General features: G+C 68.0%; 17 protein-coding genes and 1 pseudogene. 11 read left to right on the forward strand and 7 right to left on the reverse strand.

The window, feature by feature from the left end; all coding sequences use genetic code 11:
- Positions 1-836 precede the first annotated feature (836 nt).
- The 4 genes and pseudogenes from B3S45_RS11800 (at position 837) to B3S45_RS11815 (ending at position 2,919) form a co-directional block, all read left to right on the forward strand.
- Positions 837-1,446 (forward strand): annotated as a pseudogene (locus B3S45_RS11800) (recombinase family protein).
- A gap of 126 nt (positions 1,447-1,572) precedes the next feature.
- Complete coding sequence (locus tag B3S45_RS11805) at positions 1,573-1,836, forward strand: ribbon-helix-helix protein, CopG family (RefSeq protein ID WP_071043054.1); 264 nt, start codon at positions 1,573-1,575, stop codon at positions 1,834-1,836.
- Positions 1,833-2,072, forward strand: coding sequence for a toxin (locus B3S45_RS11810; protein ID WP_286720785.1), 240 nt, complete (start codon positions 1,833-1,835; stop codon positions 2,070-2,072). Before B3S45_RS11805 ends, B3S45_RS11810 begins: the two co-directional genes overlap by 4 nt.
- 544 nt (positions 2,073-2,616) lie before the next feature.
- Positions 2,617-2,919: a hypothetical protein gene (locus B3S45_RS11815; protein WP_176759357.1), complete on the forward strand. Its 303-nt coding sequence runs from the start codon at positions 2,617-2,619 to the stop codon at positions 2,917-2,919.
- Positions 2,920-3,076: 157 nt separating this feature from the next.
- Here B3S45_RS11815 and B3S45_RS11820 read toward each other — a convergent pair whose 3' ends face one another.
- Genes B3S45_RS11820 through B3S45_RS11830 form a run of 3 tightly spaced genes read right to left on the reverse strand, consistent with a single transcriptional unit; the run spans position 3,077 to position 6,286 of the window.
- Entirely contained in the window at positions 3,077-4,450 is a 1,374-nt protein-coding gene (locus tag B3S45_RS11820; protein ID WP_194385048.1) for a serine hydrolase domain-containing protein, read from the reverse strand.
- Positions 4,451-4,483: 33 nt separating this feature from the next.
- Positions 4,484-5,212, reverse strand: coding sequence for a DUF4386 domain-containing protein (locus B3S45_RS11825; RefSeq protein WP_286720787.1), 729 nt, complete (start codon positions 5,210-5,212; stop codon positions 4,484-4,486).
- A 42-nt stretch (positions 5,213-5,254) separates the two neighbouring features.
- On the reverse strand, positions 5,255-6,286 hold the full coding sequence (locus B3S45_RS11830; RefSeq protein ID WP_286720789.1) for an NAD(P)-dependent alcohol dehydrogenase: 1,032 nt from the start codon (positions 6,284-6,286) through the stop codon (positions 5,255-5,257).
- Positions 6,287-6,400: 114 nt separating this feature from the next.
- On the opposite strand from B3S45_RS11830, the gene B3S45_RS11835 reads away from it, so the two are divergent.
- From B3S45_RS11835 to B3S45_RS11845, 3 genes are all read left to right on the forward strand, one after another.
- Positions 6,401-7,069, forward strand: coding sequence for a TetR/AcrR family transcriptional regulator (locus B3S45_RS11835; protein ID WP_286720791.1), 669 nt, complete (start codon positions 6,401-6,403; stop codon positions 7,067-7,069).
- Positions 7,070-7,206: 137 nt separating this feature from the next.
- Positions 7,207-7,812 carry a cyanamide hydratase gene (locus B3S45_RS11840; RefSeq protein ID WP_286720792.1) on the forward strand — a complete coding sequence of 202 codons (606 nt, stop codon included), beginning with the start codon at positions 7,207-7,209 and terminating at the stop codon, positions 7,810-7,812.
- Positions 7,813-7,970: 158 nt separating this feature from the next.
- Positions 7,971-8,564, forward strand: a complete 594-nt coding sequence (locus B3S45_RS11845; RefSeq protein WP_071043043.1) for a DUF6518 family protein — start codon at positions 7,971-7,973, stop codon at positions 8,562-8,564.
- Positions 8,565-8,646: 82 nt separating this feature from the next.
- Here the strand turns inward: B3S45_RS11845 and B3S45_RS11850 are convergent, their stop codons facing one another.
- The gene (locus B3S45_RS11850; protein ID WP_286720794.1) at positions 8,647-9,120 is read right to left on the reverse strand and encodes a DNA alkylation repair protein; all 474 of its coding nucleotides are present in this window, start codon (positions 9,118-9,120) and stop codon (positions 8,647-8,649) included.
- Between the two features lie 82 nt (positions 9,121-9,202).
- Here B3S45_RS11850 and B3S45_RS11855 point away from each other — a divergent pair, with 82 nt between their 5' ends.
- The 3 genes from B3S45_RS11855 (at position 9,203) to B3S45_RS11865 (ending at position 15,210) form a co-directional block, all read left to right on the forward strand.
- A complete protein-coding gene (locus B3S45_RS11855; RefSeq protein ID WP_194385044.1) occupies positions 9,203-9,703 on the forward strand; it encodes an O-acetyl-ADP-ribose deacetylase in 501 nt (166 codons plus the stop codon).
- A gap of 103 nt (positions 9,704-9,806) precedes the next feature.
- Positions 9,807-11,246, forward strand: a complete 1,440-nt coding sequence (locus B3S45_RS11860) for an HNH endonuclease signature motif containing protein (RefSeq protein WP_194385043.1) — start codon at positions 9,807-9,809, stop codon at positions 11,244-11,246.
- Between the two features lie 172 nt (positions 11,247-11,418).
- Complete coding sequence (locus tag B3S45_RS11865) at positions 11,419-15,210, forward strand: hypothetical protein (protein ID WP_286720798.1); 3,792 nt, start codon at positions 11,419-11,421, stop codon at positions 15,208-15,210.
- 45 nt (positions 15,211-15,255) lie between these two features.
- On the opposite strand, the gene B3S45_RS11870 is transcribed toward B3S45_RS11865, so the two are convergent.
- The gene (locus B3S45_RS11870) at positions 15,256-15,531 is read right to left on the reverse strand and encodes a winged helix-turn-helix transcriptional regulator (RefSeq protein ID WP_071043035.1); all 276 of its coding nucleotides are present in this window, start codon (positions 15,529-15,531) and stop codon (positions 15,256-15,258) included.
- Positions 15,528-15,932 carry a VOC family protein gene (locus B3S45_RS11875; protein ID WP_286720800.1) on the reverse strand — a complete coding sequence of 135 codons (405 nt, stop codon included), beginning with the start codon at positions 15,930-15,932 and terminating at the stop codon, positions 15,528-15,530. Before B3S45_RS11875 ends, B3S45_RS11870 begins: the two co-directional genes overlap by 4 nt.
- Positions 15,933-16,056: 124 nt before the next feature.
- Here B3S45_RS11875 and B3S45_RS11880 point away from each other — a divergent pair, with 124 nt between their 5' ends.
- A complete protein-coding gene (locus B3S45_RS11880; RefSeq protein WP_194385040.1) occupies positions 16,057-17,025 on the forward strand; it encodes a zinc-binding dehydrogenase in 969 nt (322 codons plus the stop codon).
- 53 nt (positions 17,026-17,078) lie between these two features.
- On the opposite strand, the gene B3S45_RS11885 is transcribed toward B3S45_RS11880, so the two are convergent.
- Positions 17,079-17,969, reverse strand: coding sequence for an aldo/keto reductase (locus B3S45_RS11885; RefSeq protein ID WP_071043030.1), 891 nt, complete (start codon positions 17,967-17,969; stop codon positions 17,079-17,081).
- Between the last annotated feature and the right edge of the window lie 127 nt (positions 17,970-18,096).

Below are 18,096 nucleotides of genomic sequence, written 5' to 3' on the forward strand. Positions count from 1 at the left end.
CACCCCATCCTGACGCACAGGGGCCACCGACGCGCCGCTTCCGTGCGTCGCCCCGTTAGGGATCGGTTCCCGAGAAGTCGCCGCTAGGGTCTTAGGGTGACTGAGTGGGCGACCGAGGCGATCAGCTCGGTCGCCGATTTCGTTGCAGGAATTGAGCCCGGGAGTTGGGCGGATTGGTTCGCGGCGGTAGGGACGGTGGGCGCACTCGCGGCAACAGCGGTTATCTATGCCTGGGATAGACGCCGTGCCCGAAGAGCGCTGGCAGACGACCTCAACGCCTGGACAGAATCTGGTCTATCCCGAGAGACGGGTTGGCGCGTCGTCCTACATCTTGAGAATGTAGGCGACCGAACGATTCCCGACATCTACATTCGGTCGCACCCTCACGCTCGCATGCAATCGCGGGGAGTGCTCGACAGCGCTGACGAGTTCGGTTTGCGGCCAGGCGCCCGCGATTCGATCACTCTCCTTTACGGCACGTCACCACCCATGCTCGCAGGCGCCAAAGGGTCCAGCCCCCGCGTCGATGACCGCCTATTCCTGTTCTTCTCGGACTCTCGTGGGAGTCGCTGGGTTCGTGACGTTCGTCGGAACCGCTATATCGGTCGGGTTCGCGCGAGATTGCTGAAGGCACGAATGGAGATTCGCGACGGGCGCACGCGGGCGAGTGCGACTCGAAGGTTGCGAGGCGCCTTCGACCCGACTCCGCCCGAGCGCGAGAGCTAGTAGGGATCGTCAGCGCGCGGGCAGGTTCCTTCACCGCGCATCGCCCGGAAGGGGATCCCGGGGACCCATCCCAGGTGCGCCTGCGCGCTGCGGCGAGCACGCTCGGCAGCATGAATGGAATACAGATTGGCTATGCCAGAGTCTCCACCGCCGATCAGGACCTCACGTCACAGCGGGATGCGCTGTTGCGCCTCGGGGTCCTCGATTCGAACATGTACGTCGATCACGGGTTGACCGGCACCAACCGGCGCCAGGCCCGGACTTCGAGAGGCCCTCGCCGCTGTCAGGGAAGGCGACACTCTCGTCGTCACGAAGCTCGACCGGCTCGCCCGTTCAGTGCGGGACGCACGTGACATTGCTGATGAACTGACCACGAAGGAGGTTGCGCTCAGTCTCGGCGGCAGCAGGTACGATCCCACCGACCCGGTGGGGCGGCTGCTGTTCAACGTGCTCGCCATGGTGGCCGAGTTTGAACGCGACCTGATCAGCATGCGCACGAAGGAAGGAATGGCGGTGGCCCGCGCGAAGGGCCACCTGAAGGGCAAGCAACCCAAGCTGTCGAACACGCAGCGGAAGCTCCTGTTCGACGTGCAGGATCGCGGCGAGTACACCCAGACGGAGATCGCCGAGCTGTTCAGCGTGTCCCGTGCGACGGTCTACCGCGAACTCCACCGCCGGCGCGCGGCATTCCTTGCCACCTGCGAAGCACACATCTTCTGACACCTGCGCCGCCGCGACCACCCGCCGCTTCCCCTCGCGGCGGCGCGCGGTCGCGGCGCGATCCGGGCGACCGGCTCACAGCACCAGGGTCTCGAGCGAATCCCATTTTCGTATTACGATGCGACCATGGGCAACGGCGAGACGATCAACGGGGTACCGGTCACCGAAGAGCAGATCACGGCGTGGGCAAACGAGGCCGAAGCCGGCTACGACGTCGACGCGCTCAAGCGCCGCGGACGTGGACGCCCAGGGCGGGGAGCGGAGCCCGCACAAGTGGTGGCGCTCCGACTGACCGTGGACGAGCTCGCCGCCCTTGACGCCCGCGCCGCCCGTGAACACAAGTCCCGGTCGGAGTTGATCCGCGAGGCGATCGCTGCGTACGCGGCGTGAACATCCACGACTCCGCCCTCAAACACGGAATCGCACCCGATGACATTCAGCAGGCGGCTTCCTGGCCGGCATGGATCGAAGACCTCGACGACGACTCGCCCGCGCGCCAACTGCGACTCGGCTTCGACACGCAGGGACGCTTACTCGAGACCGTGGTCCTTGTCTTCGACAGTGGCAACGAGCTCGTGATCCACGCTATGAAGGTGCGCCCGAAGATGCTCGACCTCCTACCCTGACCTCCCGCCGGCTACGACATCACACCGGTGTCACCCGGGAGCGGCTGGAACACCACCGTCCCTCAATGCGCGTTGCCCGCAGCGGGATCCTGTGACCACTCACGGTGCATGCCGCTCTTTCGCCACCGACTAGGTGAACGAAAGGTTCCAACCGTGATCCCGAGCAATGAATGTCGCATCATCGACTCCGGCTACAGCCGCGGCCACACCGGTCGGGAGCGGAGGGCTCGGATTCTGTGCCGGACAGTGCATGAAACGCCGGCGATATTCGCCCGCCTAAGATGCTCGCATGAGGAGCAGTCCCTATGGTCAGGCGCTGAGATCGCCGCGGGGGCTTGGCGCAGTGTGCGGTGCTGCCAGCGTTCTCGCGGTCGCCCTCACTCTCGGTGGCTGCGCATCGGAGGTGGCGAATCTCGGTGTAGCGAGTGCCTCCCCTTCGCCGACATGCGCGGTTGCTGAGCAGCCGGGCATCGAACCGGCGCCTGGCTGCGTCGCCTACGACGCGGAGAAGAACATGGCGAGCAACGAGCTCTACCGTCAACGTATGGAGCAGCCGCAAGATGGACGAGAAGCAGGATCGCACCTCATCGCGCCCGTGACCGCGGCACTCGAGGCCGTGCGCGTCTCGAGCGCTGGGATCAGCGAAACCGCCGTGCGCGCCGCACTGGTCGAGGCGGGCGTGACCGAAGCGAACATCCAAAGCTACGAGCGCAATGGTGACGTGCCGTTCGGCGTGGCCGTCGTCGGTGGCGGATGCCTCTTCGGCGCCGTGACACCCGAAGGGGTGCAGGTCGAGGTCGGCGGATTCATCATGGACGGCGGGTGCCTGCCGGCTCCGGGCCACTAGCTACCCTGACCTCAACGGGTCCACCCCTCCCACGTGCCCACGTCGCCGCTTCGAGGATTGAAGCGCCGCACCGCCCTCGTGCATTCATGCCCCGATGAACCCGGGCATCCTCGAAGACGCACCCACCGCCCCCGCCGCGCGATGCCCGCTGACTGTCTCACGGCATCGCTTCTACGCCGATACCGCTGTAGGCAACGCCGAGGCGGAACATTGCCCACATAAGACCCATAACGGCCGAGGCGATCAGCGCGAGGCCGACATCGGGCTGGAACACCAGGATCGTCCCGAGCGGCGCGCCCAGCAGGTTCGGCATGATCCAGAGGAGCACGGCAGCGGCGGCGATCGTGGTGGCGAGCGGGAACCAGAGGCTGAAGAGGCCGAATCCGCGCCGCTTCGCGCGCAGCGCGGTGCGATGCCGCCACGCCCAGACCATGCTCACCGCATACGCGATCGGCAGGAGAACAAGTCCGAGGAACAGTGCCTGTTGCGCCCACCGCGACCCGATCTCGGGCTCGGGCGTGCCGAGGGCTGTGGCAATCACGCGATCACGCAGCTGCGTCGTCTCCCCGAACCCCAGACCGCTGCCGCCGTTGACGAACACGAGCGCGGCTCGACCCTCGTCGGGCGACAGTGCTGCGAGGGTCTCGACGCCGGGCGTCGACCCCGAATGCCAGACGGTCCCGGCACTCGTATCGATGAACCAGCCGAGTCCGTAGAACGGCGAAGCCTCGCTTGCGGGGCGCATCATCGTCGCTTTCGCCTCGGCGCTGAGGACGTCATCCTCTCCGTTGATCATCACCTGAAGGTAGAGAGCGAGGTCGGTGGCGGTCGCGACGACGCCGCCCTGCGCTGCGGTTTCGCGTGAGGTCGTGCGGTCGTCGATCGGGCGCTTGGTCCAGAACCACGAGGTGTGGCCGACGGCCATATCTTCGTGCACGGCGCCGTCGGAGACGAAGCTGTCGTCCATGCCGACCGGTTCGAGGATGTGCTCTTCGACGTAGGTGGCGAAGTCGTCACCGCTTTCCGCTTCGATGAGGCGTCCGAGGATCTGATAGTTCGTGTTGGAGTATTCCCATATCTCGCCGGGCCTGTTCGCGGGGGCGTCTGAGGGTGCGGCCGGTGAGCTGTTGCCCTGGAGTGTCGAGTACCCACTTGTATGACTCAGCAGCTGCCGCACGGTGACATCCGCGCCCGGGCCGCCGGCGAAGTCGTCGAGGTGCGCCGAGATCGGGTCGTCAAGGCCGACGGCTCCCGCTTCGACCAGCTGCATCACCGCGAGGGCGGTGAAGCTCTTCGAAATGGATCCGGTGAGGAACGGGGTGTCGGGGGTGACCGGCAGATCAGTGCCCGCTTCGCGCACTCCGCGCGCGCCCGTCGTCACGGTATCGCCGTCGACGATCGCGTAGGCGAGCCCGGGTACCCCGGACGCCGGCATCTCTTCATCGATGATCTGCTCGACGGATGCCGCAGCGTGGCTGCCCGGCGAGAGCGCTGCACCGAGCAGCAGGACGGTGGTGAGGAACGTACGCATGAGGCACCTTTCGGTGTGAAGGCCCGCCGCGGGTCACTGGAGGACGGGCACGCGAGGCTCTTCGCGTGTGGTTGCGCTGGATCGGCGGCCGGAGAGAAGCAGCCAGATCGTGAAGGTGACCTCGGCGACGATAGAGGGAATCGCGACGATGCCGAGCATGACGCTCGAGATGGCCGCGTAATCGGTGACGAGAATGTGCGCCAGGGTGTCGACCGCGTAGGCGGCCCCGGCGACGATGAGGATGCCGCCGATAAGGCGCGGCGCGAGACCCGATCGGATGATCAACACGCCGAGCAGCACAAGGTGACCGCCGAAGGCGATCAGGCCGACGAACCACGCGAAATCGAACGCTTCGAACATCAACAGCGCAGCGTCGGCGCCCAACGAGGTCGTGCCATTGGCGACCTGCAGGCCGAGGAACATGAAGACGGCGCCGACACCGAGGAAGACCGTGTAGATCAGGCGGAACCACGCCACGAGGAGGGAGCGGGTGCGACCGGCCGGGGCGAACAGGACGTAGAGCGCCCACGCGACGGCAATGTCGATGAGGAAGACGACCACGAAAGCGGTGAGCCCGACGCGGAACAGCCCCTCCTGCGCCTGGATGTTCGCCACGGTCGTCTCGGCGCTCGACGCATCGATGAGGCCCTGTTTGACGACGAAGTTCGCGAAGATCGCCAGCACGAACAGGCCGAGGTATCCGGCGCCCGCGACGCGGGCGGCGGTGCGGCGGGTGGTGTCGATCGGGGTGATGGTGGACATCGTGCATTCTCCTTGGATGCAGGCGTCAGCGAGGGTGCGGATTCAGGCGGCGACGCGGATCACGGCTTTGCCGCGGACGCGTCCATCCGTGAGGTCGGCGATCGCCTGACGGACCTCGGCGAGCGGGCGCATCGTGGTCGCGGTCGAGCGGAGAGCCCCGGTCTCGACCAGGCGTGCGAGCTCCGGAAGGTCGGCGCGTGTCTCGGAGGAGATGAAGAACCCCAGACGCCGCCGCGTGAAGGCGGAGCGGAGCCGGGCGCCGAACTGGCGCTCGATGCCTCCGGTCAACCGACCTCCGTTCTCGCCACCGACGATGACGAGGGCGCCGGCGGGTGTGAGGATGCGGACGAGGCGACCCAGCGGCAGCCGACCGTTCACGTCGACGATGAGGTCGTACCGGTCGGGCAGATCTGTGACGTCGGTCGTTCCGTAGTCGATCGACCGGCCGGCCCCGAGTGAGCGGACGAAATCAGCCTTGACGCCGCTGGCGACCCCTGTCACGTCGGCACCGGCCGCTGCGGCCAGCTGCACGGCGTAACCGCCGACTCCACCCGACGCTCCGGTCACGAGCACACGCTGTCCAGGCTGCACGCCGCCGTGGGTGTGCACGGCCTCGAACGCGGTGAGTCCCGACACCGGCAGCGCTGCCGCATCCTCGAAGCTCACCCCATCGGGCAGGTGGGTGATCGAAGTCGTGGTCGCAACGGCGTACTCCGCGAAACTCCCGGCCGCGATGCCGAAGACACGGTCGCCGACGGAGAAGCCCTCAGCCCCGGGGCCGAGCGCGACGACCGTGCCGGCGACGTCGAGACCGGGGATCGGCTGCCGCGGAGTGCTCATCCCGAACATGGGTCGGACCAGGTAGGGCAGCCCGGCCATGAGGTGCCACACTCCGCGGTCGAGGCCGGCCGCCGCGACCCGGAGGAGAACCTGACCGGCGTCAGGCGCGGGAACCTCGATCTCCTCTCGGTGGAGCACCTCGGGACCGCCGTAGCCGCGCTGGACGATTGCGGTCATGGTAGCGGGGACCGTCTCGGCATCCGCTGATGGGGTCGTGCTCAGCTGTTCAGTCATCGATCTCTTCTTCGGCTAGATGGGTTGCGGGGCGCCGTACTTAGTACGGCAATTAGGAGTACCGTAGGCGTACTTAGTACGATTCGTCAAGGAACTCGAAGGAAAGGAGGCAGGATGTCGCCGTCAGATCCGCCGTCGCGGGGATCGCTCAGTCGCGACCACATCATCGACGGGGCGATGGCTCTCGCCGACGAGATCGGTCTCGAGCCCCTCACGATCCGCCGCCTGGCCGACCATCTCGGCGTGCGACCAATGACGATCTACCACTACGTGAAGAACAAGGACGACATCGTCGACGGGATGGTGGGCCGCGTCTTCGACGAGGTCGAGCGCCCCGCGGCAGACACGCTGTGGAAGGACGCCATCGCGAGTCGCGCACGCTCACTGCGCGACGCCCTCCGCCGGCACCCGTGGGCTATCCCCATCATGGAGTCGCGACGCACCCCCGGTGCTGACATCCTCGATCACCACGAAGCGCTCGTGACGACCTGGCTCAGCACCGGCTTCTCGCTTGCCGTCGTCGCACATGGACTCGCGGTCGTCGACGCCTTCGTCTACGGCTTCGCGCTGCAGGAGGCGGCACTCCCGCTCGGTGACGCCGGCGGCGACCTGACCGAGGCCGGCGATCAGATCATCGCGCCGCTCTCGCCCGAGGCATACCCTTCGCTGGTGCGCTTCACGAGTGATCACGTCATGCAGCCCGGATACGATTTCCGCGACTCGTTCGAAGCGGGACTCGAGATCGTGCTCGACGGCATCGAGCGTCGCGGCCGCAACGAGTGACCGCCGGGACGGCCGGCTCGGTTCACTCCACGTCGACGCCGCCCCTCCTCCCTGCCCACAACGGGATGGCTGTTTTCGGACGGTCGCTGTCGCACCGGGCTGTGTCGGAGGTCCCCACGCGCCCGCAGGATGTATGCATGCGCATCGCAGACTTCACTGTGCCCGACACACTGGCGGCACGCGGTGCCCTCGAACTCGCCACGCAGTACCAATCCCCCGCGATCACCGCTCACGCACTGCGCTCGTGGCTCTGGGCCGAGGCCTTCGCGCGGGTCGACGGCATCACCGACATCGACCACGAGCTGCTGTATGTGTCTGCCGTGCTGCACGACATCGGCATCGCGACGGAATTCGATAACCACACAATCTCCTACGAGCACGCCGGCGGGCACGTCGGTGTCGCGCTCACCGCGGGAGCAGGCTGGCCGGCGCACCGGCGCAATCGGGTGCTCGAGGTGATCGTGCGCCACAACTGGCCGAGTGTCGACCCCGCGTTGGACGCCGAGGGCCACCTGCTCGAGATCGCCGCGGGTCTGGACATCTCCGGCGCGAGACCGGATGATCTGCCGGAAGACTTCCGGCGCGAAGTGCTCGCTGCCCACCCACGAGGAACGCTCGCCGCGGAGTTCGGCTCATGCGTGAGCGACCAGGCATCACGCAAGCCCGATACCGCCGCGAAACGACTCGTCGACGGCGGCCTCATCGCCAAGCTGGCGGCCAATCCCCTCGAACGTCTGAGCTGACTCGACCAGCGACGGAACAAGGCGGTTGATGGCGTCATCACGGGCGGTGGCGAGCGGGTCGGGGGGATGAGGCGACCGACGGTCGGTGGCCTGTCACCTCGGGCACATAGAGTGCCCGAGTGGCGAAAGCGGCGACAGCGCAGGCGCGGACAAGATCGATGACGAGCGTGGCGCTCGCCTCAGCCGCGGTGCTCGCGGCAAGCCTGGTGCTCGGCGGCGCGACGGCGTTTGCGCAGGCGTTCCTGCCCGAGTGGTTCGTGTCGTTCGCGAACTCGGCGAGCGGCTGGACCGTCATCACCGCCGCGCTGGTCTACGGGGCTCGAGTGCCCTGGTGGCTGTCCGCCGCGCTCGGGGCGGTGAGCTTCGTGCTGCTCACCGTCGGGTACGCGATCGTGTCGACGATGCGCGGCTACGCGTATGACCCGCTGATGTTCTCGGTGATCGGCCTCGTCGTCGGACCGTTCGTCGGCGTCGCCGCGTGCTGGCTGCGCGCGCGCGGGCTGCGCGCCGCGCTCGGTACGGCCGCGCTCGCGGGAGTCGGAATGGGCGAGGCTGCCTATGGACTCACGGTGGTCGGCGAGACCACGAGCCCGGTGTACTGGATCGTCATCGGGATCATCGGAGTGGTGTTGCTCGGGGTGATGCTATGGGGTCGTATCCGTGGAGCCCTCCCCGTCGTGGTCGCGGTCGGCGGCACGGCGGTCGTGGCGGTCGCCTTCGTGGCGGCGTACAGCATGGTGGGGCTGATCTGACAGCGGCGTTCGCGGTTCCAACGGCGTTCGCCGCTCAGCGCGGCATGCCGCGTCCCCGCGAGGATCACGACGTGCTTCTGCGCTACAGCAGAGCGGCGGCGGTTTGGAGGCTCTGCGCATCGGATGACGCCCATCGCGCCACGATCCGCCTGGCGCGCTCGGCCTCGGCGCCCCGAAGCCGAGCGAGCAGCGGACGCACCACATCGACCGTGAGCGGCTCGATGAGGTCGCCGACGCGCGCATCGCGAAGGAACCCCTCGATACGCGTGAGGTCGTTGCCGGTGAGCGACTCGACGTATCGCTGCAGCAACACGATCGCGGCCAGGCGGCGTTCGAGGACGGGCACCGACCACAGTTCAGACGCGACGGCAGTCACCTCATCATGCTGCAGGTCGCCGTATCGGCGGAGCGCGTCACGAACGGTGCCGCGCACCGCCCCCACCGATGCGCCGTAGACGCGCAGCCCGCCGACCGACGCGTCGCCGTCCGCCCACGTGCGCCACTCCGTCGCCTCGGCCCGCAGCGTGCGGTCGATGAAGTCGGCGGGCGAATCCATCCCTCCATTCTCGCCTTCGCCCCGCCGCATCTGTCGAGCGCAAGGGGTTCTGAACGACTGCGGCGCAAGGCACCATGACGACATGACCCTCATCACCACTCTCCACGGCGACATCACCGCGCAGCAGGTCGACGCAGTCGTGAACGCCGCCAACCGCGCCATGCGCGGAGGCGGCGGCGTCGACGGAGCGATCCACCGCGCCGGCGGTCGGGCGATCCTCGACGACTGCATCGCCCGCTTCCCACGCGGTCTCGACACCGGGGATGCGGGATGGACGACCGCCGGCGACCTTCCTGCGCGATGGGTCATTCATACCGTCGGACCCAACCACGCCGCCGGGGAGCGCGACCGGCGCCTTCTGGAGTCCTGCTATCGACGATCCCTCGAGGTCGCCGAAGAACTCGGCGCCACGAGCATCGCCTTCCCGCTGATCAGCGCCGGCATCTATGCGTGGCCACTGGATGATGCCATCGACGCCGCCGTCGAGACCATCTCTCGCGCCGACACCGGCCTGGAGGAGATTCGGCTGGTGTCGTTCGCCGCAGCCACACACGAGCGGGTACGGGCACGAGTGGAGCGATAGCTGCGACTCACGGCTCAGACCGATCTCATTTCGAGCGCGCTGCGTGAACTGCACCAACCGATACTTTCGAAGCAATGTCCGAGGTCGGTGAGACGATGACGTCATGACCGAAACAGCCACCGCACCCGACCAGGTCGCCGCCGCGCGACTGGCGCCGGTGGTCACCGAGGTCGTCGACATCCGGCGTCAGATCGCCCAGCTCCAGGCGCGCGAGGCCCGTGCGCTCGCACACGCGGGCGAGATCGCAGACGCGTGGGCGGCCGCAGAAGAGAACATGTCCACCGCCGACCTCCCCCGGCGCTCCGTCGCCGCTGAACTCGCGACCGCCCTTCGGGTGTCCGACCGCACCGTGCAGCGTCAGATCGGCGAGGCCGCGCGGATGGTCGAGATGTTCCCCGAGACGGTGCGCTCACTCGGGGCCGGCCGCATCTCGCTCGCACACGCGCGCGTCATCGTCGAGGCGGGCGACCGCATCGAGCACCCCGAGCTCGCCGCCGAGTACGAGAACAGCGTGCTCGGATACGCCGAGGCCGAGTCCGCGTCACGCCTGCGGCCGATCGCCAGGCGACGAGCGCAGTGGTTCCTCAACGAGACGATCCGCGAGCGCCACGCGAAAGCCGCCGCGACCCGCTCGGTTCAGGTCCACGATCTCGACGACGGCATGGCCGAACTGCAGGTGACGGGGCCGGCCGTGATCATCCACGGCGTCCACGACCGCCTCACCCGCATGGCTCGCGATGTCGCCGAGGCCGATGCCGAGGCCATCCGCAATGCCCGTGACGCCGTGCAGGCCGCAGTGAAGGCCGAGCGCGCGGAATCGAGAAATGGGGCCGAGCCGACGGGATCGGGAGCGAAAACCGAGCGGAACGAACAGAGCGCGGTCGACCGGGCGGAGGCCCACCTCGACGAGCTCCTCGCCGCCCGCCGTGTGCTCGACGCCATCCGGGTCGATCTTCTCGCCGACATGCTCCTCACGGCAGCCCCCGACGCACACATCGGCACGACCGCGACCGGACTGGGCGCGATCCAGGCGCACGTGCGGGTCACCATCCCCGTGCTCACGCTCCTCGACTCCCCGGCTGACGACCCGTTCGAAGCCGTCACTCTCGCCGGACACGGTCCGATCGACCCGAATACGGCCAGGGAGCTCGCAAGAAACGCTCCCGGATGGGACCGAATTCTCACACATCCCATCTCCGGCGAAGTGCTCGGCGTCGACCGATACCAGGCGTCCAGTCAAATGCGCCGCACCCTCGACGTTCGAGATCAGCACTGTCGATTCCCCGGGTGTCGACTGCCTGCCGCGGTCTGCGACCTCGACCACACGCTGGACTGGCAATTCGGGGGCACGACCACCGTGTCGAATCTCAGTCATCTCTGCCGACGACATCACACCCTGAAACATCAGACGCCGTGGACGGTCGTGCAGAAGCCGGGCGGCGTTCTGGAATGGACAAGCCCCACCGGACGGGTCTACCCCGACCACCCCGTGTCCAGCGTGCAGTTCGTCACCGATGCCGAGTTCGATCCGGCGCCGTTCTGACCCGCCGAAGCGGTCCCCTTCGGGAAAATTCGGGAAAGATAACGCTTTCCTTGACCTTGCCTTCGGGTGGCGTGACAATGGATGAACCGCGTCAGCAAACGCTTTCCCGCAGGTGCGGCGTGGGGAGGAGCACCGACGCTCCTCCGGAAGTCACCGTTTCGAAGGAGATTCAGTGCCCGATCCACGTCGCCCCAGACGACTGAGAACAACCATCGCCGCCGTCGCCGGAGGTGCGATCGTCGCCTCCGGCGCCCTCGCGGCTTCCCCCGCATCCGCCGCCGACGAGATCGACCTGCGCTTCGACTTCGGTGGGTCCTCCTCGCCCACTCCGGAGGGCTGGATTGCGATCCACCCGGGCTCGGCATACGACGCTGACACGGGTTACGGCTTCACCGCGGCTCCGGGAGCGTTCCGCGACCGCGGCGGCGACGACCTGGTCGCCCGCGACTTCACCATCGGAGACGGTTCGGCCTTCGCCGTAGACGTTCCCAACGGCACCTATGAAGTCACGACGTGGGCCGGCGACCTCATCGCCGGCAACCGCACCAGCTTCGATATCGAGGGCACGGCATTCTCGGGTCCGCGCACCTCGAGCGGCGACGTGCACGAGGAGTTCTTCCCCGCGATCGAGGTCTCCGACGGACAGCTGAACATCTCCGCCTCCGGCGATGCGCGCATCAACGGCATCACCGTGCAGACTCCGCTCGCCGCCCCCTCGACCCTCGCCTCGTCGGTCGACGCCGACGAGTTGAATGTCGCCCTCGGTTGGCAGCCCGTCGAGGGCGCCACCGGCTACACCCTCTATCGCTCGGCACCCGGCGGCGACCTGAGCGAGATCGGCACGGTCAGCGCCCCGGCCGATCCCGCGGAATCGCCGACATTCGTCGACTCCGACGTCGAGCTCGGCGAGACCTACGACTACGCCGTCGCCACGGTCAAGGGCGAGCGCACGTCACGCCCCGGCGAGCGCCTCGCCGTGTCGGTGATCGACGAGTCCGTCGCACCGCCCGCCGCACCTACCGGACTGACGACCGAATCCATCGACCGCAGCCAGGTCACGCTCACGTGGGATGCCGCCGACGACGTCGCGCTCTACAAGGTGTTCCGCTCGACGCGCGACGACATCCCCTTCGAAGAGATCGGTCAGGTCTCGGAGCCCGCCTACACCGACGACGACGTGCTGACCACCCGGCCCTACCTCTACAAGGTCGTCGCACTGAACGCCGGTGGCGCCTCGGAGGAGTCGGAGGTGCTCTCGACCGAGATCGCCACGACACTCGTGCGCGACGTCGAGTACCTCGACCGCTCCCCCGTCGCCGTGTCCACCGACGACGGCGTCTACCTCGGCTGGCGCCTGCTCGGCCTCGACGATCGCGCGATGGGCTTCGACGTCTACCGCGACGGCGCGAAGATCACGGATGCGCCCCTCACCGACACGACGAACTTCGTCGATGTCGAGGGCACAGCCGACTCGACCTACCTCGTCACAACCCAGGTCGACGACCGCGAGGTCTCGGTCACCGACGAGTTCGGCGTCTGGGCATCGGACTACCTCGACGTCCCGCTCGACAAGCCGGCCGACCAGACCATGCCCGACGGCAGCACCGCCACGTACGCGCCGGGCGACGGCACCGTGGGCGACGTCGACGGAGATGGCGAGTACGAGCTGGTCTTCCTGTGGAACCCGTCGAACGCGCAGGACAACTCGCGACCGGGATACACCGGCAACGTCTATATCGAGGCGGTCGAGTTCGACGGCACGAGCCTGTGGCGCATCGACCTCGGGCGCAACATCCGCGCTGGCGCGCACTACACGCAGCTCGAGGTCTTCGACTACGACAGCGACGGACGAGCGGAAGTCGCCGTGAAGACGGCCGACGGCACGGTCGACGGCGAGGGCACGGTCATCGGCGACGCCGACGCCGACTATCGCAACAGCAGCGGCTACATACTCTCCGGCCCGGAGTTCCTCACGGTCTTCGACGGGCAGACCGGCGCCGCGATCGACACCGTCGACTACCTTCCGGGCCGCGGGAACGTCGGCTCATGGGGCGACACCTACGGCAACCGCGTCGACCGCTTCCTCGGCGGCGTCGCCTACCTCGACGGCGAGAACCCATCGCTGGTGATGAGCCGCGGCTACTACACACGCACGGTGATCGTCGCGTGGGATCTCGTGGACGGCAAGCTCGTCGAGCGCTGGACCTTCGACTCCGACGAAGCCGGCTCGGAATACGAGGGGCAGGGCAACCACCAGTTCACCGTCGCCGACGTCGACCGTGACGGCCTCGACGAGATCGTCTTCGGCGCACTGACCATCGACCACGACGGCATGCCGCTGTACAACTCGCGCCTGTTCCACGGCGACGCGCTTCACGTGAGCGACTTCGTGATCGACCGGCCCGGCCAGGAGATCTACAGCGTCTTCGAGTCGCCCAGTGGCAACGGCAACATCATCGCCGCGATGCGCGACGCCGAGACCGGCGAGATCCTCTGGTCGAACGAGGGCACCGTCGACACCGGTCGCGGCGCCGCCGCCGACATCGACCCCACCTCCCCGGGAGCGGAAGCGTGGAACGTCGGCGGGAACGCCGCGTGGAACTCCCCCGTCGGCACGCTGAACGCCTCGACCGGTGAGGTGCTGTCCACCGACATCCCCGCGGCGAACTTCGTCACGTGGTGGAACGGCGACGTCGTGCGCGAGATCACCGATCACGACTACGACGAAGACACCATGACGGGCGTGCCGACGATCTCCACGTGGGATCCGGCGGCACAGGAAGAGGTCGAGATCAAGCGCCTCGAGGGCACGTCGACCAACAACACCACCAAGGGCAACCCCGTGATCCAGGCCGACCTGTTCGGCGACTGGCGCGAGGAGCTCGCGGTGCGGCTGGAGGTCGGCACCGGCATCCGCATCTACACGACGACGGACGTCACCGACACGCGCATCCCCACCCTGATGCACGACTCGCAGTATCGCCTGGCGGTCGCCAATCAGAACTCCGCCTACAACCAGCCCCCGCACCCGTCGTACTTCATCGGCGCCGGGATGGGCGAGCCACCCGTACCGTCGATCTCGTACGTCGGCGCGCCCGACACCGACGAGTCGGCGCCGGTGATCAGCGGGATGCCCTCGGGCGTGGTCTCGGTGGACGAGCCCTTCGAACTCGCGATCACCGCCGATGACCCCGAGAGCGGCGTGCGGTCCGTGACGGTGACCATCGACGGGGTCGATGTGCCGGCATCCGGCGACGTCGTGCTCGCCGACCTCGGGATCTCCGGCGACGGGCGGGAAGCCGAGGTCGTCGCCACGGCGACCAACAACGACGGCTTCGTCTCGACCGAGACCAGCACGGTGCTGCTCGTCTCCGGCGACGAATACGACGCGGCACCCGGACGCGGCACGCTGTCCAACACCAGCGGCTGGGCCTACGGGCTGCACGACGGCACCTACGACGTCGTGATGAACCTCTGGTGGGGTGTTCCCGGCACGGTGTTCCGCCTGTTCGAGAACGGCGAACTGATCGAGACCCGCGTGCTCGAGCCGACCCAGGGCATGTCGCAGACCACGGGGGTGAGCTTCGAGGGCAAGCCGAACGGCACCTACGAGTACACCGCCGAGCTCGTCAACAGCCAAGGCATCACCGAGACGAGCTCGACAACGGTCGTGGTGAACGCTGCGGCACCCGGCACACCGGTCGTTTCCCACGACAACTGGGACCGCGACGGGGAGTTCACCGTCACGGCGAACCTGTGGTGGGGCACCAACGCCGACGCGTACGACATCCTCCTCGACGGCGAGGTGGTCGACTCCGGCGAGCTCGCCGCGTCGACCCCCGACGCCCAGCGGGCACAGGTCGAGCTGGAGGGAGTGGAGCCCGGCGACCACGAGCTGATCGCCGTGTTCCGCAACGCCAACGGCGAGACCGCATCGAAGCCGGTCACGGTCACGGTGCGATAGCACGCCACACCGTGAATCCTCCCCGGCGCGCGCGTCGGGGAGGATTCACGGTCGCACCCACCGCTCGAGAGCGTCGATGCTCTCCCGCAGCGCGAGGCCGCGATCGGTCAGCGCATAAGCCCGGGTCTTGTGCCGGAGCGGCAGGCGGGTCAGCACGCCCGCCTGTTCGAGTTCGCGCAGTCGGGTGGCGAGGATGTTGGTGGGCACTCCGAGGTCGCGCTGCAGATCACCGTAGCGCTGTGGTCCGTCGAGGAGCCGGCCCACGATGAGCAGGGCCCACCGGGCGCCGACGACATCGAGGGCGGCGGCGAGGTCGCTCACTCCTGCGGACCGGCCTCCGGCTTCATCCAGAACGGCGAATAGTGATATCCGTCGGGGTCGTCGAACTGGCGCTGATACATGAACGGGTAGTCGTCGGTGTCCCCGACCCGCCCGCCCGCGGCGCCGGCGCGCTCGGTGAGTTCGTCGACCGCCTCACGGCTGCCGAGGTCGAACGAGACGGTCACTTTCGACGGTGTCTCGGCCCCGCCGATCAGGTCGTCGGTGCCGCCCACACTCGCGTACATCTCTCGACTGCCGAGCATGACGTACTGCCCGGGCGCGATCGCGAAGCACGACACGTTGTGGTCGGACATGTCAGGATCCATGGTCCACCCGAGGGCGGTGTAGAAGGCGGTCGAGCGTTCGACGCTCTCGACGGGGCACGTGATGAAGAGGCTCATACGCAAACACTTGCAAAAAGCAAGTATGCCGTCAAGATCACGGCGTCTGCGAGCCCACGGGCGATCTACGCTGGAAGACCGCGCGGCGCGATCGCGCCGAGACGGCCGACGAGAGCGAGACACCATGCGCGCAGCAATCCACCGCACCTTCGGAGCCCCGGAGGAGGTGCTCGCCATCGATGAGATCGACCGGCCCGAACCGGGCCCGGAAGAGGTGCGGGTGCGCATCGTGCTCGCCGCCATCCACAATCACGACCTCATGACCGTGCGCGGGCAGTACGGCGTCCTGCCTGATCTTCCGGCTCGCGCGGGAACCGAGGCGATGGGTCTGATCGATGCCGTCGGTGCCGACGTCGGAGACCGACAGGTGGGTCAGCGTGTCACCGCGAGCGGCCACGGCGTCTGGGCCGAGGAGGTCGTCCTGCCCGCCCGTGCGACGGTTCCCGTCGACGACGAGATCCCCGATGAGGTCGCCGCGCAGATGTTCGCGATGCCCATGTCGGCGCTCACGCTCCTCGACGACCTCTCGCTCGAGGCAGGCGAGTGGATGGTGCAGAACGCCGCCAACGGCGCCGTCGGACGACTGGTGGCGAGCCTGGCACCGAGTCGCGGCATCCGCGTGATCAACCTCGTGCGCCGGGCCGAGGCCGTCGACGAACTTGCCGCGGCCGGCATCCACGACGTCGTCGCCACTGATGACCACGACTGGCGCGAGCGCGTCGCCGCGCTGCTCGACGGCGCCAGCCCGCGCGCCGGCGTCGATTCCGTGGGAGGGAGCGCGGCGGGCGACGTGCTGTCGCTGCTCGGCGAGGGCGGCGAGCTCGTGGTCTTCGGAGCGATGGCTTCGCCCCGGCTCGATCTCGCCGTCGGTGACGTGCTGTTCCGCCGGACCAGGGTGCGGGGATTCTGGGGCGCCCGTCCCCGCGTCACCCCCGCGCGCCGCGGTGAACTCGCCGCGGAACTGCGCGCACGTCTGGCCGACGGCACGATCAACCTGCCGGTGTCATCCGTCCACGCTCTCGACGACATCACCGACGCGGTGCGCGCGAGCGGTGAGGCCGGCCGTGTGGGCAAGGTGCTCCTTCGCCCGTGAGCGCGGGTGAGGGATGCTGCTGCAACCCCACGTCCGCGGCAGCATCCCTCCGCTCAGACCTCCAGCCCCACAGCCGCCGAGCATCGGGAGAGCTCGTCGTCGCTCAGCTGCAGGTCGGCCGCCCGGGCACTGTCGGTGATGGACGCGGGTCGACGGGCGCCCGGGATCGGGATGACCACGTCCGCCAGCGACAGCTCCCACGCGAGCACGACCTGCTGGGGGCTGACGCCATGATCATCGGCGATCGCCGCGAAGGCGCCGAACCGCTCTCCGACGTCACGCGCCCCGCCGCCGGTGCCGCCGAGCGGGCTCCACGGCAGGAACGCTATGCCGTGTTCGGCGCAGTGCTGCAACTCGTCGTAGCTGCCGGGATGCTTCGGGGAGAACTCGTTCTGCACACTGACGAGCACTCCCTCGCCGAGCACCTGCCGGGCGATGTCGATCTCTTCCACGCTCGCGTTCGAGATGCCGATCTGCTGCACTTTGCCCTCCTCACGGAGGGTCTTGAGGTTGTCCATGATGTCGCCATAGACCATCCACCGATCCGGCCGGTGGTACTGGTACAGGTCGATCGCATCGATGCCGAGGTTCCGCAGCGACTTCTCCACCGCAGACCGCAGGTACGGCAGCGACCCGTCGCGACCGACACCGCCGTCCGCCTGGCGGACGATACCGCCCTTGGTGGCGACGACGATGCCGTCGGTGTCGCCGCCCCACGAGGCGAGGGCGTCGCGCACGATCTGTTCGTTGTGGCCCATCTCGGCATCGGCGGGCGCGTAGATGTCGGCGGTGTCGATCAGCGTCACCCCGGCGTCGAGGGCAGCATGGATCATCGCGATCGCATCATCGCGCGCGGGGTAGGTGTTGTCGCGATTCATCGACACCGGCATCGCACCGAGGCCGATCGCCGAGACGGTGTACGGGCCGAGCGTTCGATTCTTCATGGTTCTCCTTCGTCTCGCTCTCTCGAAAGAGGGATGCATCGCTCAGCCTCGCAGGTCGCTCAGCGGTGCGGAGGGGGTTGACGCGTTAACGTGGACCGGGGCGGAACCCGACCCGCCCTCCCGCCAC

The sequence above is a fragment of the Microbacterium sp. UBA1612 genome, assembly GCF_002321605.1.
GTDB classification, from domain to species: domain Bacteria; phylum Actinomycetota; class Actinomycetes; order Actinomycetales; family Microbacteriaceae; genus Microbacterium; species Microbacterium luteum.